This window comes from Polynucleobacter hallstattensis (genome assembly GCF_018881835.1).
GTDB classification, from domain to species: domain Bacteria; phylum Pseudomonadota; class Gammaproteobacteria; order Burkholderiales; family Burkholderiaceae; genus Polynucleobacter; species Polynucleobacter hallstattensis.
The window spans coordinates 947,340-973,417 of record NZ_JACVPO010000001.1; the positions used below are offsets into that span (position 1 = coordinate 947,340).

The window sequence follows — 26,078 nt, forward strand, 5'->3', positions numbered from 1 at the left end:
CAGGCCCTTATATCTTGACGAAGCGCCGGATAATCCAGAAGTAAAGTGAGTAAGGCAGGATTCTGAGGAACTTTAAAAATCCTGAAAACTGCTTAGGGAAGTGAATATCAAATTCTCCAGCCTGAATTCCGCCGAGGATTTCTTGTGCGGCTTTATCGGCAGTGATGAGCGCTGGCATCTCAAAATCATTCTGTGCGGTAGCCTCAGTTGCCACAAATCCTGGTGAGATCATATGGACGCTCACTCCCTGCGGCAGTAAGTCGTAATAGAGGGTTTCACAGAAATTAATGATTCCTGCTTTACTTGGACCATAGGCTAAGGCCTTAGGTAGTCCGCTATACCCCGCTACGCTACCAACTATGGCAATATGACCAGCATGCGCTTTGAGCATATCAGGCATAACAATGCTGACTGCCCGCATGGGACCGAGCAAATTGGCATCAATTGTTTTCTGTGCAATACCAAATTCAAAATTATCGGCACGTAAGGGGGTGTATACGCCCGAGACAAACAACAGTAGATCTAAACCACCCCAAGCTTCTTGGATGCTTTGGTAGGCAGGGTCGAGCTGCTCTTGCTGGGTGACATCAAGTGGGAGTACTAAGGCCTGTCCTGGCTTGGCAGACTGTGCGAGAGCATCTAGTCGCTCTGTACGACGGCTAGAGAGTGCGACTTTTGCGCCCGCCTTGATAAACGCTTTTGTGCAGGCCTCACCAATACCACTAGAGGCTCCAATGACCCAAATCCGTTGATTGACAAAAGAATCTATTCCTTTTTGTTTCATGGGCGTAGTGCGTCACTTGAGTGAATGAGATCTTTATGTTTGAGGGTGTACTGCACTACATCAATATTCTTTTCAGAAAATCCAGCGGCGCAATACATGAGATAAAAATTCCAGAGTCGAATAAATGCCTCATCGAAACCAAGGCGATAAATTTCTTCAATCTTGTGATTAAAACTATCGCGCCATAGGCATAGGGTTTTGGCATAGTCAGCACCAAAGGCAAACTCTGCTTCAAGCTCTAAACCTGCACTAGCTGCGGCAGCTTTAAATTTAGCGGGAGAGGGAAGCATGCCTCCTGGAAAAACATACTGCTGAATAAAGTCGGTACTCTGGCGATAGCGATCAAATAAATCATCTGCGATCACGATGGTTTGGATACAAGCTCGTCCACCCGCTTTGAGTCGTTTTGCAACTGCTTGAAAGTATTCAGTCCAATGGTTCTCGCCAACTGCTTCAAACATTTCAACAGAGGCAATACCGTCAAATTGCTCTTTACAGTCCCGATAGTCTTGCAGCCGAACCTCAAATTGCTTTGCATTGCTTGCTTCTGTAGAGATCTTTTGAAGTCGAGAGTCTGCAAATGCTTTTTGTTCTGTCGACAATGTCAGGCCAGTAACTTGGTTACCATTACGTAAGGCTTCTTCCATGAAGCCGCCCCAACCACAGCCTATTTCTAAGATTTGATCGCCCTCCTTAGCATGGATGGAGTCTAAGATACGTTTGATTTTTGCGCGCTGGGCATCCATGAGTGATTGCTTGTCACCCTCAGAGAACCATGCACTCGAGTAGCTCATCGTGGGGTCTAGCCAAAGCGTATAAAAAGCATTGCCTAAATCATAGTGCGCATGAATATTTTTACGGCTTCCGGATTTAGAGTTGTCTCTAAACCAATGTCTCAGGCGATAGGCTACAGATCCAAACCAGCTGCCATAGATTGCTTTCTCTAAGATAGTACGATTCCGAATGGCTAGCTCTAGAACGGCTTTGAGATCGGGCGTATTCCACTCGCCTCGGATATAGCTTTCGGCGAAGCCGATATCACCATGAGATAACACTTGCTTAAATACAGACCAATCTAAGACTTGAATTTCTGCATGTAGCTGATCTGCACTGTTGCCAAATTCTCTCACTTCATTATTAGGAAGGGTGAGCACTAGGTGCCCACTGCGCAATTGAGCCAAAAGACCCAATAAAGCCAATGTGCTTGCATTGCCTTGCTGCAGTTTAGATTTATGCCTTTCAGGGCGAGAGAAGGTGAGGCGAGATAGGAGCGTTTGACCGGGGCGATTCATCGAGTAACTTCAAGTTCTGGTGGTTTAGGTTTTGAGTGAAAGGGTACACCTTTTAGCCATAATTTCAATGCCTGCCAGTGAATTCGACCAATAACACCCAGACTCATGAGGGGGTAGCGCAGAAAGGCAAGATAGAGGGCGCTTTTAGTCAATGGTTGAGCTAGGCCGCTGATGCTGGTATTGATTAATGGAGCGCCATCCTCATGAAGCTCAATCCGACAAACAATATTCCGCTTTGAATTACTGTCTTGGGGAAATAAAAAGCGGAAGTGGTACTCACCTCTGACGTCACAAAAAGGCGAGACATGGAATACCTTATTGCTCACAAGCGTCTCTCCGGATTGCAGTGCTTTACCAGAGTCATGATGGAGTAAATAGCAGTGTCGTTCGCCAAAGGTGTTATTTACTTCAGCAAGCACCGCTTGAACTTGACCATTGGTTTGGGTGCAGACCCAAAAGCTCACCGGATTAAAGACATAGCCGAGAACTCGCGGAAAAGTGTGTAGCCAAATCTCACCATCATCATGGTGAACGTGATTGTCTTTAAGGATCGATTCGATCCAGGACAGACTGTTTTCACCGCCTAATCCATGGTCTTGGTCAAAAAAGGAAAAAAGGCCAAATTGCTTATCTTTGAGTCCATGCTTGCTGAGTAATGTTGGATCATTCCTACGCGCACGCATTGGAATAGACAAAGTAAATACGCCATAGCCAAACGCATTAATAGCGGGACGAAAGCGCCGATGCTTTACTGCTCCAAAATTAATCGTTGGCGAATTCATTTACTGAGAATCTTTAATGGAGCTTGATTTAACGCGATGAGAAATACTCTCCATAAGATCCATTGCCACCAATTCTCCGGAGCGCAGACCATCTTCATGAAAACCAAACCCTGTCCATGCTCCGCAATACCAGATTGAAGAGTTGCCCTGAATTAAAGGTAGCTCCTTTTGTGCCTGCACGGCACGCATATCAAAGACGGGATGCGAGTAATGGATTTCTTCATGCACCAATTTTGGATTGGGATCCGTCAGTGGGTTCAGGCTCACAATAACTTGTGTGCCCTTAAATGCTTTGGGCAGTGGTTGTAATCGGTTGATTAAATAATTCACACTCACATGTTGTTGTGCAGTCGGTGTTGCACCAGATTTTGCGGTGTAGTTCCAGGCTGCCCAACAGCGTTCGGTAGTTGGCAAGAAATTGATATCTGTATGCAAAATTGCACGATTTTTTTGGTAAGGGACCGAAGCCAAAATATTGCGCGCATCTTGCCCAATGCCATGCACTAACTCTAAGGCTTGATCGCTATGACATGCCATTACCACTTCATCAAACTGGTGTAACCCTGAGGACGTAATCACTTCGACTAGAGAGTCTACCGTTTTTTTCGCATTGACTCGAGTAACAGATTCACGAACAAATTGGATATGATGTTTCTCTAAAACTGCAACTAAAAGTTTCACATATTCTCGCGAGCCACCTTGAACCGTAAGCCATTGCGGGCGATTTTGGATTTGTAGGAGACCATGGTTATGACAGAAGCGGACCATAGTCTGAATCGGAAACTCTAGCATCTGTTCAACAGAACATGACCAAATAGCACCAATCATTGGCAAGAAATAATTTTCTCTAAAGCTGGTGCTAAAACGATTGCGATCTAAAAAATCTTTAATGCGCTCATCTGGCTCTGAGTATTCAAGTTTGGCAGTGATTTGCTCCTCTGCCAGTCGAGTGGCGAGACGATTAAAGCGCAAGATGTCGTAAGCCATTCTCCAGAATGACAACGAGAACAGGTTAGATCTTTGACCAAAGAAGGAATTGAGATCGTTACCAGCCCATTCAATTTTTTTACTGCGCCCAGTTTTTCCTCCCGCATCAATAGATACTGAAAAGGACATTTCTGATGGCGCAATCGGAACCTGAATTTCTTCAAACAGACGAACTAAGCGAGGATAAGTTTTTCGATTAAATACTAAAAATCCAGTATCGACCCCATGGGTCATCTGTCCGTGAGGAGTCTCTAGTGTGAAATCAACGGTATTACTATGGCCGCCAATATGGTCGCCACCTTCAAATAAGGTGATTTCTAAATCTGGGTGCTGCCTTAGAGCGTATGCACATCCTAAGCCAGATATACCGGCGCCAATGATGGCAACTTTTTTCTTACCCACTAAATTTTTTCTCCAAGAAGTTTCTCGATCTCACTAGTAATACTAGAGCTTGCTGGTTTTGTCATACTGCCAAACGAATCAACTACATTACCGTTCCGATCAATCAGGTACTTATAAAAATTCCATTTCGGTGTTGTCCCAGTTTTAGCAATGAGCATTTTAAATAGTGGGTTTGGATTACTTCCGCTAACTGAGCTCTTAGCGAACATAGGGAATTTCACATCATAGGTATTTTTACAGAACTCAGCGATGTCTTTATTGCTACCCGGCTCTTGCTGACCAAAATCGTTTGATGGAAATCCCAAAACAACCAAGCCACGGTCTTTGTATTTGGCATACAACTTCTCCAGACCCTCGTATTGGCTCGTGAAGCCACAAAAACTGGCTGTATTAACAGCGAGAATGACTTTGCCTTGATATTGGCAGAGGCTTTGAGGCGCCTCATCCTGCAATCTTGGAAAGGTGTGGGATAAAAGGGGGCTGCAGCTGCTTGCGGCGGGAGCTGCCTTTGCGAACGGCATTGATATCAGCAAGAAAAGTAGTGCCAATAAGTACCGCGGCATATAGCGAATCATTTTGAGCCTTTGGGTGGGACGGGGATGCCCCAAGTCTAAGACATTCTGGTAAATATCGTTGAATGTAGCCCAATGCCATTAATATGGCGCTATGAGCTCTTTACCCCAACCATCTTTTGAGTCTAAAGTCTGCGCTCCAACGGAGCTGGAGGCTCGTATTGCGGCGCTCCCGAGACCCTTGGTATTTACGAATGGCGTCTTCGATATCCTACATCGAGGGCATGCCAGCTACCTAGCCCAAGCTAGGGAGTTGGGGGCTAGTCTTGTGGTGGGGGTGAATTCAGATGCCTCAGTCAAGATGCTGGGCAAGGGTGATGACAGACCGATTAATACCGAGGCTGATCGCCAGGCTTTATTGGCAGCGCTTGAGAGTGTCGACTTGGCGGTGTTATTTACAGAGCAGACCCCGTTGAATCTGATTGCCAAGATTCATCCTGATATTTACGTTAAGGGCGGAGATTATGAAATCGATTCCCTGGAGGAAACCCGCCTCGTGAAAACTTGGGGTGGTATGGCAGTTGCTATCCCATTTTTATACGAGCGCTCCACAACAACCCTGTTGGGCAAGATCCGCACAAGTTGACTAGCATTGTGGCTTAGAGGTTCTGTAAGAGCCAAGCCCAAAGTCCACGTAGCACTAAACCTTCAATGGGCTCTACTGGCAGTACTGCTAACTCTGGAAACTGTTTAATTTCATTTACCAAAATTTTGGCATTACCCCCATCAAGCCAAATTCGCTCGACTGGATGATTCATAGCTTTAGCTAAGTAGGCTGCGCGCAAGATTGCCCCCATTTGCGCCGCATCACAACCGCCCGTAATAGCCTCATCTGTAGTGCTGCCAAAGCTCGCTTGAGCTTCAGGCTTGTTGGCACGAACTACTAATGGCAGTTGGGCTGTGTTTTGTTGCAGGCTTTCTTGCATCAGGCTTAAGCCAGGCAAGATCCAGCCACCGTAATGGACGCCATTACCACCCAGCAAGTCAATGGTAGTGGCTGTCCCAGCGTTGATCACTAGCGTGTTGGTACTAGAAAGAGCTCTTGCGCCAATCAGTGCAGCCCAGCGATCTGCGCCCAACTTACTGGGGTCTTGATAGAGTGTTCGTAAACCTTGGTAAGGACTGCTGCCTGTGAATTGCTTCCACTCAAGATCTTGCCATTGTGGAAAGAGACTGCGTAGATTTTCAATCGCAGCATCGCCCGCTACGCAGCAAAAGGCAATAGCGTCTGGCTTAGGCAAGGTTTTAGAAATATAGTCAGATAGTTCAGCACGTAGTTCGGGTGACTGGAAAGATTTGGTACTGATCGACCCAGAATATGCCCACAGTTTTTTATTGCGGTCTGCGATGTTTTGTGTAGATTCGACTGCGGCCCACTTGAGTCGAGTGTTGCCAAGATCAAATACTAAATACAGACTCATGATTGAACTCGCAAAGAAACATCGCCTGCATGAATGACGATAGATTTGTCATGCTGATGAAGAATAAGCGCGCCAGAGTTATCCACTCCGGAAGAGATTCCAATGATGGGCTCTTTGCCGGCACCTGATATGCAAACAGACTGACCGTTAAAGGCATCCCAGTCCAACCAGGAATCTTTAAAATAGCTGAACCCATGCTGTTCAAATTGGGTCAAATATCTTTCAAATGCCTCAATCAGCTTGAGCCAAATGAACTCCGCATCTGGAATCGGTGTTTGATGAGGCATTAGTTGATCCAAAGCAGCAGCACCTAAAGCGGTTTGATTTTCTGAGTTCTGAGTAATCAATTCTGCATTACGTAAGTTCAGGCCTATGCCGATTACCATCCAAGTGGGTGAATTTGGACTGCTTTGTCCGCCTTCAATCAGGATGCCACCAAGCTTGGCATTGTTCAGTAGTAAATCGTTGGGCCACTTCAGCCTAAGACCTTGTTGATGAAGAGTGGTCTCATTGATCCCTAAAGCTCCCGCAATACCAGCAACCACCGCTAGTCCAATGACTAGGCTCAGTCCGCTCAGTTCAAGAGGGCGCTTATTGAATGGGTGGGCTAAGGAGAAGCACAGCGTATCTCCAGGATTGGAAAGCCAAACTCTTCCAGCCCTGCCCTTGCCGGAAGTCTGATTGTGGGCAATACGAGCTACGGCATCAATTAATTCACCGGCACGCCAACGGGCTAATAAATCATCATTAGTTGATTTGGTGGTGGCAACGCGTTCGAGAATGCAATTCGGGCTCATTTTTCTATTGTAGAAAGATCTAGGCTGGCTGACCTAGAATAAGGGAATGCAACAAGAAGATCAGCGTCCTCGCAAGTTTATTTGGCCTCTCCAGGCAATGCCTTTGGCTCGAGCCATTAGCTTGAGCTATGCGCTTTTAATCATTTATGTCAGCCTAAATCCCTTTGATTTCAGTTTTGATAATGGGATCGCCCCATGGGCATGGTTGGATGCCCCTTTACCCCGCTTTATTACGCTCTTTGATGTGTCAGTCAATGTCTTAGCCTATATTCCCTTGGGGTTTTTGCTGGTCTTTGCATGCTACCCACGTTGGCGTAACTTTGTTGCCTTAAGCATCGCCTTGAGCATTAGTGCGACATTGGCTTTTAGTGTTGAGTCTCTCCAAACTTGGTTACCCACCCGCATTCCGAGCCAAATGGATTGGTGGGCCAATGTGTTGGGTGGTTTGATGGGCGGTTTATTAGCCATCCCCTTGGGCCCCCAGTGGCTCTCTGGGAGCGCAATCCGTCGTCGCTTTGATCAATGGTTTGGCTTGAACTGGGCTGCTTGCGCTTTATTTTTACTTTTCCCCTGGGCTCAGATCTATCCCCAAAGCTCTTGGTTGGGTACGGGGGTATGGGGGCATGCAATTTTTTCTTCCGTTGACTGGGGAACCACGGTGGTCAATCATGTCATTCAAGAGTCCATCATTACAGCGGTTTGTTGGCTCGGTACCGGACTATTACTATCTTTGGGGATGCGTGCAAAAGCGTCCCAGTGGAAAATTCTAAATGGCCTGCTTTGCTTCACTGTTTTAGTGAAGATTGCCTTTACTGCATTGCAGTTCGGGGTGGAATTTGGTTTGTTGTGGCTTACCGCAGGGGCTATTTGGGGAATGGTGCTGGGCAGTCTATTGCTCAGATGGACTCTCCAAATTTCCTTAGCTAGCAAAGCTTGGCTTGCAATCGCCTGTTTAGTCACTGCCACCTTGGTAATTAATTTCCTGCCGGACAACCCGTATTTCATTCTGACATTACGACATTGGTATCAAGGCCGGCTATTACACTTTAATGAATTAATGCAATGGGTTTCAGTAGTATGGTTGCCACTAGCATTATTTTGGGTACTTCGAAATAGAGCCACCTTTAATTTAAAACCTTAATTGAGATGACATATGAGTTTTCAACACCATGTTTTTTTCTGTCTAAACCAGCGCAGTAACGGCGAAGATTGTTGCGATCGTCATAATGCTTTTGCTCTTTTTGATTTCGCAAAAAAGCGTGTCAAAGAATTGGGCTTATCTGGCCCGGGAAAAATCCGTATTAACAAAGCAGGATGCTTAGACCGTTGTGCTGATGGCCCGGTGGCAGTAATTTATCCAGAGGGCATTTGGTACACATTTATTGATACTGAAGATGTTGAAGAAATTATTCAGTCGCACTTAATACAAGGGCGTCCAGTAGAGCGTCTGCAGTTGGCTTAAAAAGATTTCAGAAAGTTTTCTCATGAATAGCCGTACAAAAATAATTCATATTGATGGTGTTGTGGGTCAAATCGAAATGTCGATTGATTTGCCAGATGAATTAAAAAATAATCCTGATTTTTCGGTGAGAGGCTTAGCTTTAGTTGCGCATCCACATCCATTAATGGGCGGAACGATGGACAACAAAGTGGCACAAACTATGGCACGTGCTTTTAATCAATTGGGTTACGTTAGTGTGCGCCCCAATTTTCGCGGAGTAGGGGCTACTGCCGGCGAGCATGATGACGGCGTTGGTGAGATGGAGGACTTATTGCACGTCACTGATTGGATGCGAACCCCTTCTAGTTGGAATCAATTTGAGGCTACTTCACAACAGGCATGGGTGCAGACTGCTAACACTGCGCCTTTGGTAGTTTCCGGTTTTTCATTTGGCAGTTTTGTTGGCACCCATTTGGTACAGCGCTTGGCAGAGCTAGGGCGCCCAGCTGAGAGGCTTGTCATGGTGGGTAGTGCGGCTGGTAAATGGGTCTTAGCACCTGTGCCTGCTGATACGATTTTGATTCATGGTGAGGTAGATGAAACTATTCCCTTGATCGATGTCTTAGATTGGGCGCGTCCTCAAGAGTTAACAGTACAAGTGGTACCGGGTGCCGATCATTTTTTCCATCGACGTTTACATTGCATACGTAACATTATTACTAGCGCTTGGTTGGGTATGCCCGATCACCGCAATCAATAAAGTAAACAAAAAAGTTAAAAGATAAAAGAATATGACTGAAGATAAAAAATCCCTCATTGAATACCCATCAGAGTTTCCAATCAAGGTAATGGGTAAGTCAAATCCAGAATACCTACCTGCAATCTTGCACATTGCCCGTCAATTTGATCCTACGTTCGATGAGAGTAAGGTTGAGCAGCGACCCTCTAAGGATGGAAATTATCTAGGTATTACATTGCCAATCACGGCCACTAGTCGAGAGCAGTTGGATGAGTTGTACCGCACTTTATCCACGCATCCTTTGGTGAGTGTTGTTCTCTAAGTTAACCGCATGAGTTTTTTAGTAAAACATTTAGGGATAGCTGAATACGAGTCAACCTATCAAGCTATGCGGGATTTTACGCAGCAGCGAAATAGTGATACCTCAGATGAAATTTGGATTCTTGAGCACCCCCCAGTTTTTACTTTAGGCTTGGCGGGAGATGCGGGCAACTTACACTCCCCTAGTAATCAAATTCCATTAGTGCAGGTTGATCGTGGCGGTGAGATCACGTATCACGGACCTGGACAAATCGTGGTGTATTTACTGCTCGATCTGAGGCGTTTGGGTATTTTTGTAAAAGAGCTTGTCTCCAGAATTGAGCAGGCTTTGATTGATACATTGGCAGATTTTGGTATTCGGGCAGAAAGACATGCTGGCGCACCCGGCATTTATATTGCGCTGGAGAGTGCAATACAGGCAGAGTATCGAGGCGCCAAGATTGCCGCACTGGGTCTCAAGGTCTCCAAGGGGTGCTCCTATCATGGACTTGCCTTAAATGTAGCTACCGATTTAGCGGCTTTTGCCCGTATTCACCCATGTGGGTATGAGGGCTTAAGGACGGTGGATATGCAAACTCTTGGGATCAAGGACAATATAGACATTATTAGCCAAACCCTTTTAGGGCATTTGCAAAAGCAACTGATTTCATCATGACCACCAATAAGCCGGACCTCGATTCCATTGCCACTACTAGTAATATTCGGCAGGATCTCAACTACGATGCCTCGCGCAAGCAGAAATCGAGTGAGAAGACTGCGCGCATTCCAATCAAGATCATTCCCTTAGAGCAAGTACTCAAAAAGCCGGATTGGATTCGAGTAAAAGCCGCCTCTGGAAATTCTCGTTTTTCTGAGATTAAAAAGATTCTTCGTGAAAATGAGTTGGTCACAGTTTGCGAAGAGGCAAGCTGCCCTAATATTGGCGAGTGCTTTGGTAAAGGCACGGCTACCTTCATGATCATGGGCGATAAATGTACACGTCGTTGCCCATTTTGTGACGTGGGCCATGGCAGGCCAGATCCCTTGGATACAAAAGAGCCGGGTAATTTAGCGCGCACGATCGCTGCTCTGAAATTAAATTATGTGGTGATTACTAGTGTAGATCGCGATGATTTACGTGACGGTGGCGCAATGCACTATGTTGACTGCATTTCTCAGTCACGCGATCTCTCCCCCAATACACGCATTGAAGTGTTAGTGCCAGATTTTCGTGGCCGCTTAGATAAGGCTTTAGATATTTTTTCTGAGCATGCGCCGCAAGGTTTGCCTGATGTGATGAATCACAATTTAGAAACGGTTCCGCGCTTATACAAAGAGGCGCGACCCGGTGCTGACTACGCACATTCTTTAAAGTTACTAAAGGATTTCAAAGAGCGCTTCCCGCATATTCCAACCAAGAGCGGTTTAATGGTTGGCTTAGGAGAAACTGACGAAGAAATTTTAGAAGTCATGCGCGATATGCGTGAACACAATATTGATATGCTGACTATTGGACAGTATTTAGCTCCTTCAGGACATCACCTGCCGGTTCGTCGCTATGTGCATCCCGATGTCTTTAAGCATTTTGAAGAAGAAGCTTATGCAATGGGCTTCTCACATGCTGCTGTGGGCGCGATGGTGCGCTCTAGCTATCATGCTGATGAGCAAGCACACAGTGCAGGTGTTATCTAAACTTATGCTTCAAAAGTTTGGCGTAGTTCTGGCACTTGCATTTCTACTTTCTGCTTGTAGTCCTAAATTAGATTGGCGGACTGTGCAGTCTCCACAAGAGGGTTATAGCGCTCTCTTTCCAGGTAAGCCTGAAAAGATTGAGCGACGACTACCTTATCAAAATCAAGAAATTCCACAAACCTTGGAAGCAGTCAAAATTGATGATGATATTTATTCGGTGGGTGCGATTCGTTTGAGTCAAGAGCAAGCTAGCCTAGCGCCTAATTTATTAGAGCAGGTGCAAGGTAACTTATTGAACCGCGCAAATGTAACTCTGGAGAGTGCCGTTAGTATTGATGCGCTTTATCGGACTGCAAATAAACAGCGTGCTGCTACGAAAGATTATTTTTTAGAATTTAAATCTTCGGGCAGGGTAGAGCAGTCAATGCGAGTTCGTTGGATCACCAGAATGACGCCAGACAACGGACTTTGGATTTATCAGATCTCGGTTTTGCATACTGCACCAGCACGAGTGGATGCCAAAACGTTTTTCTCTGAAGAGGCGTACTCAAGTTTCTTTGATGAGTTTCATCCGGAATAGTTTCCAGATGAAACAAAAATTCTGCTTAAGACTTTTCGAGGGCGGCTACTTTAGCTTCGAGAGCTTCTAACTTTTCTCTAGTCTTGGCCAGCACTTTAGATTGCAGCTCAAACTCTTCGCGAGTAACCAAGTCCATTTTCTGAAAACCTTGATTCATCATGGCGCGCACATTCTTTTCAATCTCTTGCGCTGGTGAATTACGAATGGCATCGCCAACCTTGTTTTGCATATCGCTAGCAATACGCTGGATTTGTTCTAGGATTTCACCTGGTTTTTGCATAATGCTGACCGCCGTTCTATTGAAATTTGCTTAAAAGATACAGATGGTATTTTAAGTTGTTGGGCTAAAAACAGCCGAAACCAGGTAAAAAATGCTATACGTGCACCAAAATGAACGAAAATGGGGCATATCCAAGCACCAAAGTTGGGCATAAGCCTTATTTAGGGGAATTGCAGCAAATTCAGGGGGAGCCCAAGATTCATGATCACTCCATGCAATAAAGCATTCATCCCTTTTTTATGACCACTAAGGAGTTTCATATGAAAACGATTCAAAAGACAGCCATCGCTCTTGCAGCTTCTGGCTTATTCGCAACGGCAGCATTTGCACAGACAGCTCCTGCAGCTGAGGCTCCAGAAGTTAGTCCTGTTACAGCCAACGTGACAGTAACAAACGACTATCGTTACCGTGGTATCACACAGTCAAACTATCAGCCTGCCATTCAAGGCGGCTTTGATTACGCTCATGAAAGCGGTCTTTATATTGGCAACTGGAACAGTTCGATTAATTGGATTTCCAATACAACAGCTGGAGGCGTAAGAGCCCCGCTGGAAATGGATTTCTACGGCGGCTTTAAGAAGGAATTAATTGGCGAAGGTTTTGCTTCTGACTTCGGTATCTTGCAGTATTACTACAACCAAACTGGAAAAAACTATAACGGCAATATGGTGAATCCAAACACCACTGAGCTGTACGCTGCTCAGAACTTCACATTCGGCCCTGTAAGTGGTTTTGTCAAATTGAACTATGCGCTTACCAATATTTTCGGCATTCCAAGCAGCACCGGATCTTACTATCCTGATTTAACGGCAAACTATGACACTGGTGTTTGGGGTATCACTTTAAACGGACACATTGGTTATCAGTACGTTGCTGGTCAGCCGGGATCTCAGGGCGGAATTAGCAATACCAACAAAAATATTAGCTATACCGATTTTAAATTGGGCGCAACTAAAGATTTTGGCGGGGGTCTTTCACTGTCAGCAGCTTATGTTTCGACCAACGCTAATCCTAGCTGGTGGAGCACATATACAGGCGGTACAAATGGAGGCACTGCAAACGGATCTGCTGGTCGTCCAGGTGCCGTTGTAGCGCTCACAAAAACTTTCTAATTCCTTCCTCTGAACGGAGAAACGTATGAAATTAATTACCGCAATCATCAAGCCCTTCAAGCTTGACGAAGTGCGCGAAGCTCTCTCAGAAGTGGGAGTTTCGGGCATTACCGTCACTGAAGTTAAAGGCTTTGGCCGTCAAAAAGGTCACACTGAGTTGTATCGCGGTGCTGAGTATGTAGTCGACTTTTTGCCGAAAGTAAAAATTGAAGCTGCTGTTGAAGATGGCATCTTGGAGCGAGCGATTGAAGCAATTGAAAAATCTGCTCGTACTGGAAAAATTGGCGATGGCAAGATTTTTGTCTCCCCAGTTGAACACGTCATTCGCATTCGTACCGGTGAAACCGGCGCGTCAGCACTTTAAAGAGAGGTTCAAAATGTTAACTTGGATGAAACGACTCCTAGCTGGAAGCGCAATGGCCTTAGCTATTGGTGCGACTAGTGTGATGGTAGCTTCACCGGCTTTTGCTGATGAGGCTAAGCCAGTTGCTGCTGCAGCTGCAGTTGCTGCTGCTCCTGCATTAGTCCCAAATAAAGGTGATACAGCTTGGATACTAGTGTGTACAGCATTAGTCATCTTGATGACATTGCCTGGTTTGGCTTTGTTTTACGGCGGTTTAACACGTAGCAAAAACATTCTTTCTGTACTTGTACAGTGTATGTTTGTATTTGCGTTAATTACGGTGTTGTGGTCTCTCTATGGATACAGCTTTGCATTTACTGAAGGTGGCGCATTCATTGGTGGACTCGATCGTTTGTTCTTAGCTGGTATTACTCCAGACTCCGTTGCCGCAACATTTAGCAAAGGCATTGTGATTCCTGAGTATGTATTTATGGCCTTCCAAGCTGCATTTGCAACGATTACTTGCTGCTTGATCGTTGGTTCATTTGCTGAGCGTGCTAAGTTTTCTGCAATCGTGTTGTTTGTAATTCTTTGGTTCACTTTCAGCTACTTGCCAATCGCTCACATGGTTTGGTTCTGGCCTGGTCCTGATGACATCAAAGATGCTGCATCACTTGAAGCAATCACAGCGCGTGCTGGTTGGTTGTGGCAGAAGGGTGTTCTCGACTTTGCTGGCGGTACCGTTGTTCACATCAATGCTGCGATTGCAGGTTTGGTAGGTTCATTCGTAGTCGGCAAACGTTTAGGTTACGGCAAAGAAGCGATGAAGCCACACAACTTAGTATTCGTAATGATTGGTGCTTCACTCTTGTGGTTCGGTTGGTTTGGTTTTAATGCCGGTTCTGCTCTCGAAGCAAACGGTAGTGCAGCCTTGGCATTCGTAAACACATTATTGGCAACCGCTGCAGCAGTATTGAGCTGGTCTGTAGCTGAGTGGGTTCTTAAAGGAAAGCCTTCCATGTTGGGTGGCGCATCTGGTTGCGTAGCAGGTTTAGTTGCGATTACTCCTGCTGCTGGTTTCGTTGGTCCAATGGGCGCCCTAGTAATCGGTGCTGCTGCTGGCGCTATCTGCTTGTGGGGTGTTTCTGGTCTCAAGAAGCTTTTGGGTTCAGATGACAGCTTAGACGTATTCGGTGTGCACGGCGTTGGCGGTATCTTGGGCGCTTTGTTAACCGGTGTGTTTGCAGACCCAGCTTTAGGTGGAACAGGTATTTGGGATTATGTAGCGAATGCTGCAGCCCCTGATTACTCCATCGCTAGCCAATTATGGATTCAGAGCCAAGGCGTGATCGTGACCTTAATTTGGTCGGGCGTTGTTTCTTATATCGCCTTCAAATTGGTTGATATTGTGGTTGGCCTGCGAGTTAAAGAAGATGAAGAGCGTGAAGGTTTGGACATCAGCTCACACGGTGAGTCCGCTTACGAGTCTTAATTAGCTGTTTTACCCCTCACTGGGCGGCTTTAGTAGGCTGCCCAGTTTTTAAGCGCGGGATCCTCGGATTCCGCGTCTTTCTTTTAAAAAATCTTACAATGGTGAAATGGTTCCACATCTCATCACTGCCCTTAGCGGCCCTCTTCACGATCTCGAGTCGAAGGTATTAGAAGCAACTCCAACGATTGAGCGCTGGTTCAGGCTTGAGTGGCAAGAGCACACTCCGCCGTTTTACTGCTCAGTTGACTTGCGTAACGCCGGCTTTAAGCTTGCACCAGTTGATACCAACCTCTTCCCTGGTGGCTTTAATAACCTCTCACCCCAAATGTTGCCTTTAGCAGTTCAGGCAGCAATGGCGGCAATCGAGAAGATTTGCCCGGAAGCAAAAAATTTACTATTAATACCTGAGAGACACACTCGCAATACTTTCTATTTACAGAATATCGCGCGCTTATCTTCGATCTTGCGTCAAGCCGGTCTGAATGTCCGCCTGGGCACTTTGTCTGATGAAATTAAAAAGCCAACTTGGATTGACTTGCCCGATGGCAATCGTCTCTTGATGGAGCCTTTGTCTCGTTTGGGTCTAAAGAAGCAACGTCTTGGATTAAAAGATTTTGACCCTTGTTCAATTTTGCTGAACAACGATTTATCAGCAGGCATTCCTCCGATCTTAGAAAATCTACACGAGCAGTATCTCTTGCCGGGTCTGCATGCTGGCTGGCATGTGCGCCGCAAGTCTAAGCACTTTACTGCTTACGATGAGGTTGCTAAGAAGTTTGCGAAGGTAGTTGATATTGACCCCTGGATGATTAATCCTTATTTTGCTAGCTGCTCTGATGTGAACTTTCATGAGCGCAAGGGCGAAGAAGAATTACAAGCTGCTGTCGAGAAAGTTTTAAAGAAGACTGCCAAAAAATATCGCGAGTACGGCATTAAAGAGAAACCTTACGTTGTTGTCAAAGCAGATGCTGGTACATATGGCATGGGTGTGATGGTGGTGAGTGACCCCGCGCAACTTAAAGACCTTAACCGCAAAGACCGCAATAAAATGAGTGTTGTAAAAGAAGGTCTTGAGGTAAGTGATGTTTTGATTCAAGAGGGTGTCTATACCTTCGAGAAGGTCAATGAAGCTGTTGCGGAGCCAGTGGTGTACATGATCGATCGCTATGTGATTGGTGGCTTCTATCGGGTGCACACTGACCGCGGCCCTGATGAGAATTTGAATGCCCCAGGCATGCATTTTGTACCCTTGGCATTTGAGCAAAACTCTATCCCAGATTTAGGTGCAAAGCCTGGCAGCGCACCGCCAAATCGTTTTTATCTATATGGTGTCGTCGCTCGTCTAGCCTTACTGGCGGCCTCTCTAGAGCTAGAGCGCTCTGATCCTAATGCTGAAGCTGCTTAATTTATTCGGATACTGATATGAACCTGCTTTTCATTGCGGATCCTTTAGCATCTTTTAAGATTAGTAAGGATTCCACTTTAGCAATGATGCGAGTTGCGCAAGAAGCGGGGCATCAACTTTGGTTTTGCGAAAGTCGCAATATTCTATGGAGAAACGATTTTGTAGTGGCAGATTGCCAGTCTCTCGACATCAAACCAGGCGGTACTACATGGTTTGAATTGGGCTCTGTAGAAGATCGCCCACTCAATACTTTCAGCGCAGTCATGATGCGCTCAGACCCGCCATTTGATATTGAATATCTTAATACCACGTGGCTATTGTCGGCTGCGGTTCGTCAGGGTGCGAGAGTATTTAATAATCCAACTGCTATTCGAGATCATTCTGAAAAGATATCCATCACCGAGTTTCCGGAACTCATTCCGCCAACTTTAGTAACACGCGAACTCAGTGCGATTGAGGTGTTTCATCAAGAGCATCAAGATATTGTGATTAAGCCCTTAGACGGTATGGGTGGTATGGGTGTATTCCGCGTTGGGCCAGATGCCTTAAATCTTGCTAGCATTGTTGAGACACTAGGTGAGAATGGTGCACGTACTTTGATGGTTCAAAGATTCTTGCCGGAGATCATGCAAGGTGATAAACGAGTATTGCTGATCGGTGGTCAGGTAGTACCATTTTCATTAGCTCGTATTCCGCAGGGCAGTGAAATCCGAGGCAATTTGGCTGCTGGCGGTAAGGGTGTGGCAATGCCACTGACAGATGCCGAGATAAAAGTTGCTGAGCGCTTGGCCCCCATTTTGAATGCCCGAGGCTTATTCTTGGTAGGATTAGATTTAATTGGTGCGTATGTCACAGAAATTAATGTGACCAGCCCAACTTGTTTTGTAGAGATTACCGAGCAAAGTGGATTTGATGTCCCAAAATTTTGGTTAACCGCGCTTGAAAAGGCATTGACATAAACATGGTTGGAATCGTCATCGTTGCCCATACCCCGGTAGCAAGTGCAATGCTTGGTTTTGCTGAGCATGCTTTCGGTGTGGCGCCAGAGAGAGTGAGGGCTGTCGACGTTCCGCCCTACGAAGATATAAAAGTCAGTTTCGATCGGGTCTTAAAAGCGGCCTACGGAGTAAATTCAGGTCAGGGCGTTTTAATTTTGACTGATGTGATGGGTGCCACTCCAGCCAATGTAGCGTCTAAGCTTGAAGCTCTGGGCCCGCTATCAGGCTTGAATGCCCCCGTAGTTGTTTTAGCGGGACTCAATTTACCTATGTTGATGCGATGTATCTCCCATCGCGGCGAGGGCTTGGAAGAATTGGCGCATAAAGCGCTACAAGGTGGCCAAAATGGCATCCTGCGTTTAGGTTCTAAAACCCCACAAGCTACTACAGAGAAATAGGACTCGATATGCCTGTTGCTGAAATCGAAATTATTAATAAGTTGGGCTTACATGCTCGAGCATCAGCCAAGCTATCGCAGCTTGCTGCTGAATTTCCTTGCGAAGTCTTATTGTCCCGTAATGGTCGTCAAATCAATGCTAAAAGCATTATGGGTGTCATGATGCTGGCCGCTGGTATTGGAAGTACAGTCACTCTAGAAACTGTTGGGGAAAAAGAAGATGCGGCAATGCAAGCTTTAACTGCATTAATCAATGATCGATTTGGTGAGGGCGAATAAGGATGACTTTTGCTTTGCACGGAATAGCAGTTTCCAAGGGCATTGCCATTGGAAAGGCCGTACTGATATCGCGTGCTGCATTAGAGGTTAGTCATTACTTAGTTGAAGTCGGCAAAGAAGAAGTTGAGGCCCAAAAATTATTAGATGCTTTTGAGCAGGTGCGCCAGGAATTGGAGCAGTTGCGTCAAGGTTTACCTAAAGACGCGCCACAAGAAATGGCTGCGTTCTTAGATGTTCACGGCATGATCTTAGCTGACCCTGCTTTGGCCGAAAAGCCTATTAAATTAATTCGCACTCAGAGGTTAAATGCTGCTTGGGCCTTAACAACCGAGCTCAATGATCTTTTAGAGCAATTTGCAGGCATTGAGGACACCTATTTAAAAGAGCGTGCTAACGATATTCGTCAGGTGGCAGAGCGCGTTATTAAGGCCTTGAATGCCCAGCAAAAAGATCCTTTAAATGATGCTGAATTTTTGCCTGCAAGCGATATCGGTATTGAGTCGATTATTGTTGCCCACGACATTGCTCCTCATGACATGCTGCGTTTTAAAGAGCATGCCTTTACGGGGTTTGTAACGGATCTCGGTGGTAAGACCTCTCATACCGCCATTGTTGCGCGCAGCATGGAAATTCCTGCAGTAGTCGGTGTACGGCACGCCAGTGAAATGATTCGTCATGGTGATTGGCTGATATTGGATGGAGAGCATGGGGTTGTCGTTGTTGCGCCCGATGAACAACTTCTTGCCGAGTATCGAAAACTACAAGCTCAAGCATTAAAAGAGGCTCGCAAGCTAAAGCAGTTAAAGCATTCCAAGACAGAAACAGCTGATCGTGTCGAGATTGAGTTATCTGCCAATATTGAATTGCCCGAAGATGCTATTCAGGCAGTGAAGTTGGGTGCTGTAGGTGTTGGTTTATTTCGCTCTGAATTTTTATTTATGGATCGCAAGCAGGCCTTGCCTGATGAAGAGCGGCAGTATCAAGAATACCGTCGCGTAGTCGATTTAATGCATGGTCTGCCCGTCAATATTAGAACCATTGATGTTGGTGCCGATAAGGCTCTCGGTGGTGGTGGCGATGTTTCTCAAACTGGTACGTCACCTCTTGGATTGCGTGCTATTCGCTGGTCTTTGACAGAGCCTGAAATCTTTTTAACGCAACTTAGGGCGATTTTGCGTGCATCGGCTCATGGTCAGGCGCGCATCATGATTCCGATGCTTGCCCATGCCAAAGAAATCGATGAAACATTTAGGTTGATTGAAAAAGCTAAGCAGCAATTACATCAGCGTAGCCAGGCATTTAATCCAAATATTCAAGTTGGCGCAATGATTGAAATTCCGGCAGCTGCTTTGATGCTACCGTTATTTATCAATCGATTCGATTTTCTTTCTATTGGCACTAACGACTTGATTCAGTACACCTTGGCAATTGATCGCGCAGATCACGCGGTAGCACATTTATATGATCCTTTGCATCCAGCCATTTTGAATTTGCTGTTTAGCATCATAGATCAAGCTAAGCGTGCTGATGTGCCGATTGCTGTTTGCGGCGAGATGGCCGGCGACCCTGCGTTAACAAAACTATTGCTTGCCTTTGGGCTGACCGATTTTTCTATGCACTTTAGTCAACTGTTGTTGGTCAAGCGTGAGATATTGAATGCAAATGTAGGACTACTAAAGACGCGTGCTCCTAGGGTTCTTCGCGCTTATGAGCCCGAAGAGCAGGCCAAAGCTTTGGAGTATTTGCTTTCTTAATTCTCTAGTGCTGGGAGCCGCATACTGTACAGGCGGGATTGCGAGTAATGCGAATCTCATCAATCTGAGTATTAATAGCATTCCACAGCAACATTCTTCCAACGAGAGGCTGACCAAAGCCAATTAATACCTGAAGGGCTTGGGCCGCTTGCATTGCGCCAATAATACCAACGAGAGGGGAGAAGATACCCATGCTTGCGCAGCTGACTTCTTCAAACTGTTCCTCCGGAGAAAAAAGGCAGGCGTAGCAGGGCGATGCTTTGCTACGAAAATCAAAGACACTGAGTTGACCATCAAATTTGAGTGCGGATCCGGAGATGAGTGGAATCTTATGAATAAAGCAGACTTGATTGATAAGCTGGCGGGTAGCAAAGTTATCCGTGCAATCTAAAACGAGATGAGCTGCCGGCAAGAGTGTGTTTAGTAAATCTTCCGAAGCCTTTTCTGCGATTGCATTAATCGTGAGAGCGGAATTCAGGCTTTGTAAAAATTGCTTGCCAGAATCTACTTTATTTCTACCAATAGAGTTCTGGGTATGCATGATTTGTCGCTGCAAATTAGTGAGTTCGACTTGGTCATGATCAACCAGCGTTATTTTTCCCACTCCAGCAGCGGCCAAATAAGGTGCAGCAGCGCTTCCTAGTCCACCAGCACCAATGATCAAAATGTGCGATCCAAGAAGCTGCTCTTGTCCAGCAACATCAATTTCTTCCAGTAGTAAATGCCGCGAGTAGCGAAGCAGCTGCTCATCATTCATATATATGCCTAATGCTAAAACTTACTCTAGCTTAGAGGCCGAGCGTTTTACAGGCTCACCATTGATAAATGCGACTGCCTGAGTAAGCATGAAGTCATCTACACCGCCCAGCTCAACTGGCTTCTTCGACTTTTCTTTTTCTTTCTCTTCAGGAGTCTTCTTGGCATTTTTTTCTTCAATGCGTTGTAACTCTTCTAGCCGACGCTTTTCTCGTTCAGAGGCTAGTTTTTCTTCTGAAGATTGCTTGTTACGCAAATGCTTCTCGCTATCGATCTCGCGAGTGATCAATACATCATCAGGATCACCATCTTTATTTTGATCCACTGCGATATCGGGTTTGATGCCATAAGCTTGAATTGATTTGCCACTTGGTGTGTAGTAATACGCCGTAGTGATTTTCAATGCTGAGTCATTGGTCAACGGACGAACTGTTTGTACAGAGCCCTTACCGAAAGTCGTTTTACCAATGATGGTTGCACGCTTGTAATCTTGTAATGCGCCAGCCACAATTTCAGACGCTGATGCTGAATAGGCATTTACTAAAACTACCATCGGTAATTTTTTATACATTGCTGGAACTCCAGCCAGTGGATCACCGGGCTCACTGAGGCGATACATCGCCGGTGTTGCATTAAACACCTGCTTAGAGTCTGCTGTCTGACCTTTTGTAGAAACGATGACAGCATCTGCTGGCAAGAAAGCAGCAGCAACACCAACTGCGCCTTGTAATAAGCCGCCACCATTGTTTCTGAGATCAAGAATGATGCCCTTCATTTTGGGATCTTGATTTGCAAGCTCAGTTAACTTCTTGGCAAGATCAGGAATGGTACGTTCTTGAAAGCTCGTCACTCTTACCCAAGCGATATTGTTATCCAAAATTTTGGCTTTGACCGATTGCACTTTAATTTCAGCGCGGGTAATGGTTACCGGAAAGCTGCGCTCTTCGCTCTTACGGAAGACGGTCAAGGTAATTTTTGTGCCTGGCGTACCGCGCATGGTGCGTACTGCTTTATCTAGCGACATTCCGCGAACTGGTTTGTCGTCTAAGCGCGTAATGAGATCACCAGCTTGCAAGCCAGCGCGCGCAGCAGGACTATCTTCAATCGGATTAAGTACTTTGACAACGCCATCTTCGGAAGTGATTTCAATGCCAAGACCAGCAAATTTACCGCTAGTTTGCTCTTGCATTTCAGAGAAGTCTTTTTTATCAAGATAGGTGGAGTGAGGATCAAGACTGCTCACCATGCCCTTGACTGCATCAGTTAGTAATTGTTTATCTTCAATCGGCTCAACATACTCCCGCTTGATTTGCGCAAAGACATTCGACAGTGTGCGCAACTCATCTAAAGGAAGTGTCGTGCCCTGTTGAGCTGTGGCTGAGAGCTGGATAGTGGCTGCAACCCCGGCGATGAGGCCGACAGAGACTAGGGCAAAGTTTTTGAAAAATACGCGCATATTTCTGTTTTACCTTAATCCAAATAAAAATGCTGAATAGGTTTGAGATTGTCATCGAGCTCATAAATCAGCGGGATGCCATTGGGAACATTGATTTCCATAATGTCTTTATCGGAAACCTGGTCGAGATACTTAATTAGAGAGCGAATGCTATTGCCATGTGCGACAAGCAATACGCGCTTACCTGCTTTGAGGGCGGGAGCGATCGATTCATTCCAAAGGGGCAATACACGCTCGACATTGTCTTTAAGGCACTCTCCCAGGGGGATATCCGAATTACTGAGTTTTGTGTAACGTGGATCATTTTGCGGATTACGCTCATCATCTTTTTCTAGGAGCGGTGGGCGTATATCGTAGGAGCGACGCCAAATATGAACTTGTGCATCTCCGTATTGTTGGGCAGTTTCGGCTTTATTTAGACCTGTGAGGGCACCATAGTGACGCTCGTTCAGTCTCCAGCTATGCACCACTGGCAACCACATGAGGTCCATAGCGTCTTGAACATGCCACAGGGTACGAATAGCTCTTCTGAGTACTGAGGTGTAAGCCACATCAAATTCATAGCCAGCTTTACGGAGGTTTTCACCTGCTTTAAGGGCCTGTTCAATGCCCTTAGGGGTTAAGTCAACGTCCGCCCAGCCAGTAAATCGGTTTTCAAGGTTCCAGGCGGATTCGCCATGACGAATAAGGACAAGTTGTTTCATAGAGCCATTCTATAATCCGGTGATGAACTTTCTTACACAAATTGATAATTTAGCGCTTATTGCCCTCCTGCTGGTTACGGGTGCAGCGCTCTTCCTTCCCACATTATCTACGCTTATTGGCGGAAAAGGCTTATCGCCTACAGAAGCGACTATTTGGATAAATCGTCGTAAAGCAGCTGTTTTGGACTTGCGTCCAGCATCCGATTTTAAGATTGGCCATCTTCCAGGATCAAAGCATATTTTGGCTGAGCAAATTCCATCTGGAATAGATAAGCTCAAGCTAGATCGTAACAATCCCATTATTTTGGTCTGTCAGTCTGGTGCGAATGCTCGCAAGCTTGTCCCAGAGCTAAATAAGCTGGGGTTCCCAGAAGTTGCAGTCCTAGATGGTGGCGTTCAAGGCTGGCAAGCCGCAGCCTTGCCATTGGTTAAATAACTTAGCGAGTCTCAGATATGCCATCAGTCACGATGTATAGCACTCAAGTTTGTCCGTATTGCGTTATGGCAGAGAAGCTTCTGAACAAGAAGGGTGTTGCCAATTTAGAGAAGATTCTGATTGATCGGGATCCTGCGCAGCGCGAGATCATGATGACCCGCACTGGTCGTCGTACAGTGCCACAGATATACATCGGTGAGACCCACGTTGGCGGTTATGACGACCTGGTTGCCCTAGATCGTGCTGGCCAACTTGATCCACTACTAGCTTAAAAATTTACTCAGAAAGTTTCTATGACTGAACAAACTACTTCCACTCCAGATGCAGCTGATAATTCAAAAGAACCTGGTTTTCGTATTCAACGGATCTACCTCAAGGATTTATCTTTAGAGCAACCAAACGCTCCGCAAATTTTATTAGTTGCGGCAGAGCCTCAAATTGAGGTGGAGGTTGATGTTGCGGTTACTCGCTTGGGCGATGAAATTTTTGAGGTTGCCTTAATTTCAACAGTAACCGCTAAGGTGGAGAGCAAAGTGCTCTTCTTGGTTGAGGCAAAACAAGCAGGTGTTTTTGAATTTAGTAATATTCCTGCAGAGCAAATTGATCCCATGTTAGGTATTGCTTGCCCAACAATTTTGTACCCTTATCTGCGCTCAAATATTGCTGACATTATTAGCCGCGCTGGTTTCCAGCCAATTCATTTGAATGAGATTAATTTCCATGGTATGTATGAACATCGCCTGATGCAGGCTGCGCAAGGAGCTGCAACGGAAAGTAGCTCAGCCGATGAAAGCAAAATCATTCTTCCTCACTAAGCTGGCCTTTAAAGCTCACAGATCATGAAAGTGACGCTGCTTGGAGCTGGTTCGTGGGGCACAGCCATGGCAGCGCAAGCTGCTCGCTATCTTCAGCCGGGCGACGTTTGTCTTTGGTCTCGACGCATTGAGCAAATTGAGGGTATGCAGCAGTCAGGTGCAAACACAGGCTATTTGCCTGGTGTCCCTTTGCCTAAGAGTTTGCAATTGGAGGTGAGTTTTGAGCGAGCCATCGAACGCCTTTCTGAAAACGATCTTTTGGTGATTGCTACCCCGATGTCCGGTTTATCAGAAACAGTGGCACAGGTATTGCGCCTCGCAAAACATCCGCTCAATATTGTTTGGTTGTGCAAGGGGCTAGAGCCTAGCACCACCTTGTTACCGCATCAAGTGGTCGAACGCGAAGATCAACTACACAGTCATGGCATACGTCATTCTTATGGCGCTCTATCAGGACCTAGTTTTGCGCAAGAAGTTGCTAATGGTATGCCTTGCGCATTAACCGTCGCTAGTCAATCCAATACCTTGTGCGACATTGTTCAAGGCGCCTTCCACCATGGCAATATGCGCATCTATGCCAGCGATGACTTAGTTGGTGTCGAACTAGGTGGCGCTATTAAAAACGTTTTAGCGATTGCAGCGGGTATTGGCGATGGCTTAGATCTTGGCTTAAATGCACGCGCTGCAGTATTAACTCGCGGTCTTGCAGAAATGATGCGTTTAGTAAAAGCAGCTGGTGGCAGACCAGAGACCTGTATGGGTCTTACCGGCGTAGGCGATTTGATCTTGACGGCTACTGGTGATCTCTCTCGTAATCGTCGTGTTGGCTTAGCGCTTGCAGCAGGAAAACCCTTGCCTGAAATTTTAGATAACTTAGGACATGTTGCTGAGGGTGTCTTATGTGCCTCTGCTGTCGGCAATCTCGCTACGCGTTTGGGTGTTGAGATGCCAATTACCACTATGATGGGCGCAGTTCTATCTGGAAAACTATCGCCACATGAAGCAGTGAAAAAACTGATGGGGCGCGACCCCAAGCTTGAAGTTTAAGTTCTTTAACTTCCACCCAATAATCCGTTTTGCCGCCAAGCTTCATAAACTACAATCGCCACCGTATTCGAGAGATTCAAGCTGCGACTGCTATCTTGCATTGCTAAGCGTATTTGGTTGGGGCGTGAAATTGAGCTTCTGACTTCTTCGGTGATGCCTTTGGTCTCTGAACCAAAAACAAAATAATCCTCAGGCAAATATTTGCCATCATGAAACTTACCAGAACCCTTGGTGGTCAAGGCAAAAATACGCTCAGGCTGAGGTTGTTCATCAGCCAGAAATTGCGCCCAGTTTTGATGAACTTTTACTTTAGCAAACTCGTGATAGTCCAGGCCAGCCCTACGCAGTTTGGCATCTTCCATTGGAAAGCCGAGCGGTTCGATGAGATGTAGCTTTGCGCCCGTATTTGCACACAGGCGAATGATGTTGCCCGTGTTGGGTGGAATTTCTGGTTCGAATAAAACGATATTAAACATGTGCCGAGCTTTATATTAACTTCTTGAGACTGGGTACAGCGTTCGTAGAAGAACCCAATTAGTAACATGAGATGCCCCATTGTCCTTCAATACGCGAGCGATTTCATTTAAGGTTGCTCCGCTAGTCATGACATCGTCAAACACAATTACTGTAGAGGATTCTAGTTGGCCTTGGAATTGAGGGTTGATATAGAACATATCTCGAATAGCTATTTGACGATTAGCGCGATTCTCTTTGGCTTGATGCTGGTTATGGTGATGGCGTCTTAAGATGTGTGGGTTTTTATGGGTATCTTCGTCACAATCAATCCGCCTAGCTAATTCCCAGCTTTGATTAAAGCCGCGAGAACATAATTTTTCTGGACTCAACGGCACTGGTAGGAGATAGTCTGCTTGTAAATTATTTAAGCTACGACTCATTAGTTGATTCCATGCTGATGCCAGTCCATGTGCGCAAGCAAGACGTCGCTGATATTTGAGTAGATGCAAGGCAGATTGCAATCTACCCTCGTAGCGATCAAGACAGTGAGTTTCATCAA

Annotated in this window: 33 protein-coding genes; 20 read left to right on the forward strand and 13 right to left on the reverse strand. The window is 45.9% G+C overall.

All coding sequences use genetic code 11. The features are described from left to right. Positions 1 to 7 precede the first annotated feature (7 nt). The 5 genes from ICN26_RS05020 to ICN26_RS05040 are packed head-to-tail and all read right to left on the reverse strand — an operon-like array spanning position 8 to position 4,810. The gene (locus ICN26_RS05020; protein ID WP_216267346.1) at positions 8 to 784 is read right to left on the reverse strand and encodes an SDR family NAD(P)-dependent oxidoreductase; all 777 of its coding nucleotides are present in this window, start codon (positions 782 to 784) and stop codon (positions 8 to 10) included. Next, a complete protein-coding gene (locus tag ICN26_RS05025; protein ID WP_216267348.1) occupies positions 781 to 2,076 on the reverse strand; it encodes an SAM-dependent methyltransferase in 1,296 nt (431 codons plus the stop codon). Before ICN26_RS05025 ends, ICN26_RS05020 begins: the two co-directional genes overlap by 4 nt. Continuing rightward, a complete protein-coding gene (locus ICN26_RS05030) occupies positions 2,073 to 2,858 on the reverse strand; it encodes a DUF1365 domain-containing protein (RefSeq protein WP_216267349.1) in 786 nt (261 codons plus the stop codon). Before ICN26_RS05030 ends, ICN26_RS05025 begins: the two co-directional genes overlap by 4 nt. Then, on the reverse strand, positions 2,859 to 4,247 hold the full coding sequence (locus tag ICN26_RS05035) for an NAD(P)/FAD-dependent oxidoreductase (RefSeq protein WP_216267351.1): 1,389 nt from the start codon (positions 4,245 to 4,247) through the stop codon (positions 2,859 to 2,861). Further along, complete coding sequence (locus ICN26_RS05040; protein WP_255534384.1) at positions 4,247 to 4,810, reverse strand: glutathione peroxidase; 564 nt, start codon at positions 4,808 to 4,810, stop codon at positions 4,247 to 4,249. The genes ICN26_RS05035 and ICN26_RS05040 overlap by 1 nt, the downstream gene beginning before the upstream one ends. 103 nt (positions 4,811 to 4,913) lie before the next feature. Here ICN26_RS05040 and rfaE2 point away from each other — a divergent pair, with 103 nt between their 5' ends. Further along, on the forward strand, positions 4,914 to 5,405 hold the full coding sequence (gene rfaE2, locus ICN26_RS05045) for a D-glycero-beta-D-manno-heptose 1-phosphate adenylyltransferase (protein WP_216267353.1): 492 nt from the start codon (positions 4,914 to 4,916) through the stop codon (positions 5,403 to 5,405). Between the two features lie 13 nt (positions 5,406 to 5,418). Here the strand turns inward: rfaE2 and ICN26_RS05050 are convergent, their stop codons facing one another. After that, positions 5,419 to 6,240 carry a type III pantothenate kinase gene (locus ICN26_RS05050; protein WP_216267354.1) on the reverse strand — a complete coding sequence of 274 codons (822 nt, stop codon included), beginning with the start codon at positions 6,238 to 6,240 and terminating at the stop codon, positions 5,419 to 5,421. Further along, positions 6,237 to 7,037, reverse strand: a complete 801-nt coding sequence (locus ICN26_RS05055) for a biotin--[acetyl-CoA-carboxylase] ligase (RefSeq protein WP_216267357.1) — start codon at positions 7,035 to 7,037, stop codon at positions 6,237 to 6,239. Before ICN26_RS05055 ends, ICN26_RS05050 begins: the two co-directional genes overlap by 4 nt. A 46-nt stretch (positions 7,038 to 7,083) precedes the next feature. Between ICN26_RS05055 and ICN26_RS05060 the strand changes: the two genes are divergently transcribed. The 7 genes from ICN26_RS05060 to ICN26_RS05090 are packed head-to-tail and all read left to right on the forward strand — an operon-like array spanning position 7,084 to position 11,789. Beyond that, complete coding sequence (locus ICN26_RS05060) at positions 7,084 to 8,178, forward strand: VanZ family protein (RefSeq protein WP_216267359.1); 1,095 nt, start codon at positions 7,084 to 7,086, stop codon at positions 8,176 to 8,178. Positions 8,179 to 8,190: 12 nt separating this feature from the next. Further along, positions 8,191 to 8,499, forward strand: coding sequence for a (2Fe-2S) ferredoxin domain-containing protein (locus tag ICN26_RS05065; RefSeq protein WP_216267361.1), 309 nt, complete (start codon positions 8,191 to 8,193; stop codon positions 8,497 to 8,499). 22 nt (positions 8,500 to 8,521) lie between these two features. Then, a complete protein-coding gene (locus ICN26_RS05070; RefSeq protein WP_216267362.1) occupies positions 8,522 to 9,238 on the forward strand; it encodes an alpha/beta hydrolase in 717 nt (238 codons plus the stop codon). Between the two features lie 31 nt (positions 9,239 to 9,269). Then, entirely contained in the window at positions 9,270 to 9,539 is a 270-nt protein-coding gene (locus ICN26_RS05075) for a YbeD family protein (protein WP_046330922.1), read from the forward strand. A gap of 9 nt (positions 9,540 to 9,548) precedes the next feature. Continuing rightward, entirely contained in the window at positions 9,549 to 10,193 is a 645-nt protein-coding gene (lipB, locus tag ICN26_RS05080; protein WP_216267364.1) for a lipoyl(octanoyl) transferase LipB, read from the forward strand. Continuing rightward, a complete protein-coding gene (lipA, locus tag ICN26_RS05085; protein WP_216267367.1) occupies positions 10,190 to 11,209 on the forward strand; it encodes a lipoyl synthase in 1,020 nt (339 codons plus the stop codon). Before lipB ends, lipA begins: the two co-directional genes overlap by 4 nt. Positions 11,210 to 11,213: 4 nt before the next feature. Then, positions 11,214 to 11,789 carry a hypothetical protein gene (locus tag ICN26_RS05090; protein ID WP_216267369.1) on the forward strand — a complete coding sequence of 192 codons (576 nt, stop codon included), beginning with the start codon at positions 11,214 to 11,216 and terminating at the stop codon, positions 11,787 to 11,789. A gap of 25 nt (positions 11,790 to 11,814) precedes the next feature. On the opposite strand, the gene ICN26_RS05095 is transcribed toward ICN26_RS05090, so the two are convergent. Beyond that, on the reverse strand, positions 11,815 to 12,069 hold the full coding sequence (locus ICN26_RS05095; protein ID WP_215325890.1) for an accessory factor UbiK family protein: 255 nt from the start codon (positions 12,067 to 12,069) through the stop codon (positions 11,815 to 11,817). A 260-nt stretch (positions 12,070 to 12,329) separates the two neighbouring features. Between ICN26_RS05095 and ICN26_RS05100 the strand changes: the two genes are divergently transcribed. The 8 genes from ICN26_RS05100 (at position 12,330) to ptsP (ending at position 19,849) form a co-directional block, all read left to right on the forward strand. Next, a complete protein-coding gene (locus ICN26_RS05100) occupies positions 12,330 to 13,181 on the forward strand; it encodes a TorF family putative porin (protein ID WP_216267371.1) in 852 nt (283 codons plus the stop codon). 25 nt (positions 13,182 to 13,206) lie between these two features. Beyond that, complete coding sequence (locus ICN26_RS05105; protein ID WP_011903792.1) at positions 13,207 to 13,545, forward strand: P-II family nitrogen regulator; 339 nt, start codon at positions 13,207 to 13,209, stop codon at positions 13,543 to 13,545. Positions 13,546 to 13,558: 13 nt separating this feature from the next. Continuing rightward, entirely contained in the window at positions 13,559 to 15,016 is a 1,458-nt protein-coding gene (locus tag ICN26_RS05110) for an ammonium transporter (protein ID WP_216267373.1), read from the forward strand. A gap of 106 nt (positions 15,017 to 15,122) precedes the next feature. After that, a complete protein-coding gene (gene gshA / locus ICN26_RS05115; RefSeq protein ID WP_216267375.1) occupies positions 15,123 to 16,421 on the forward strand; it encodes a glutamate--cysteine ligase in 1,299 nt (432 codons plus the stop codon). Positions 16,422 to 16,438: 17 nt separating this feature from the next. Next, complete coding sequence (gene gshB, locus ICN26_RS05120; RefSeq protein ID WP_216267377.1) at positions 16,439 to 17,380, forward strand: glutathione synthase; 942 nt, start codon at positions 16,439 to 16,441, stop codon at positions 17,378 to 17,380. 2 nt (positions 17,381 to 17,382) lie between these two features. Continuing rightward, positions 17,383 to 17,817 carry a PTS sugar transporter subunit IIA gene (locus ICN26_RS05125; RefSeq protein WP_216267379.1) on the forward strand — a complete coding sequence of 145 codons (435 nt, stop codon included), beginning with the start codon at positions 17,383 to 17,385 and terminating at the stop codon, positions 17,815 to 17,817. Positions 17,818 to 17,825: 8 nt separating this feature from the next. Beyond that, positions 17,826 to 18,095, forward strand: a complete 270-nt coding sequence (locus ICN26_RS05130) for an HPr family phosphocarrier protein (protein ID WP_216267381.1) — start codon at positions 17,826 to 17,828, stop codon at positions 18,093 to 18,095. 2 nt (positions 18,096 to 18,097) lie between these two features. Then, on the forward strand, positions 18,098 to 19,849 hold the full coding sequence (gene ptsP / locus ICN26_RS05135) for a phosphoenolpyruvate--protein phosphotransferase (protein ID WP_216267383.1): 1,752 nt from the start codon (positions 18,098 to 18,100) through the stop codon (positions 19,847 to 19,849). A gap of 4 nt (positions 19,850 to 19,853) precedes the next feature. Here the strand turns inward: ptsP and ICN26_RS05140 are convergent, their stop codons facing one another. From ICN26_RS05140 to gpmA, 3 genes are read right to left on the reverse strand one after another with little or no spacing between them, the layout of a single operon-like run. Then, the gene (locus tag ICN26_RS05140) at positions 19,854 to 20,606 is read right to left on the reverse strand and encodes a HesA/MoeB/ThiF family protein (protein ID WP_216267384.1); all 753 of its coding nucleotides are present in this window, start codon (positions 20,604 to 20,606) and stop codon (positions 19,854 to 19,856) included. Between the two features lie 21 nt (positions 20,607 to 20,627). Continuing rightward, entirely contained in the window at positions 20,628 to 22,061 is a 1,434-nt protein-coding gene (locus ICN26_RS05145) for a S41 family peptidase (protein WP_216267386.1), read from the reverse strand. A gap of 14 nt (positions 22,062 to 22,075) precedes the next feature. Continuing rightward, positions 22,076 to 22,765, reverse strand: coding sequence for a 2,3-diphosphoglycerate-dependent phosphoglycerate mutase (gpmA, locus tag ICN26_RS05150; RefSeq protein WP_216267388.1), 690 nt, complete (start codon positions 22,763 to 22,765; stop codon positions 22,076 to 22,078). A gap of 22 nt (positions 22,766 to 22,787) precedes the next feature. Between gpmA and ICN26_RS05155 the strand changes: the two genes are divergently transcribed. Genes ICN26_RS05155 through ICN26_RS05170 form a run of 4 tightly spaced genes read left to right on the forward strand, consistent with a single transcriptional unit; the run spans position 22,788 to position 25,063 of the window. Continuing rightward, positions 22,788 to 23,201, forward strand: coding sequence for a rhodanese-like domain-containing protein (locus ICN26_RS05155; RefSeq protein ID WP_216267390.1), 414 nt, complete (start codon positions 22,788 to 22,790; stop codon positions 23,199 to 23,201). A 17-nt stretch (positions 23,202 to 23,218) separates the two neighbouring features. After that, positions 23,219 to 23,473: a glutaredoxin 3 gene (gene grxC / locus ICN26_RS05160; protein WP_216267391.1), complete on the forward strand. Its 255-nt coding sequence runs from the start codon at positions 23,219 to 23,221 to the stop codon at positions 23,471 to 23,473. 21 nt (positions 23,474 to 23,494) lie between these two features. After that, a complete protein-coding gene (gene secB, locus ICN26_RS05165) occupies positions 23,495 to 24,016 on the forward strand; it encodes a protein-export chaperone SecB (RefSeq protein WP_216267392.1) in 522 nt (173 codons plus the stop codon). A 24-nt stretch (positions 24,017 to 24,040) separates the two neighbouring features. Then, entirely contained in the window at positions 24,041 to 25,063 is a 1,023-nt protein-coding gene (locus ICN26_RS05170; protein ID WP_216267393.1) for an NAD(P)H-dependent glycerol-3-phosphate dehydrogenase, read from the forward strand. A 5-nt stretch (positions 25,064 to 25,068) separates the two neighbouring features. On the opposite strand, the gene trmL is transcribed toward ICN26_RS05170, so the two are convergent. Both trmL and ICN26_RS11010 read right to left on the reverse strand, forming a co-directional pair. Beyond that, a complete protein-coding gene (gene trmL, locus ICN26_RS05175) occupies positions 25,069 to 25,539 on the reverse strand; it encodes a tRNA (uridine(34)/cytosine(34)/5-carboxymethylaminomethyluridine(34)-2'-O)-methyltransferase TrmL (RefSeq protein ID WP_216267394.1) in 471 nt (156 codons plus the stop codon). 15 nt (positions 25,540 to 25,554) lie between these two features. Continuing rightward, on the reverse strand, positions 25,555 to 25,959 hold the full coding sequence (locus ICN26_RS11010; RefSeq protein ID WP_255534385.1) for a ComF family protein: 405 nt from the start codon (positions 25,957 to 25,959) through the stop codon (positions 25,555 to 25,557). Between the last annotated feature and the right edge of the window lie 119 nt (positions 25,960 to 26,078).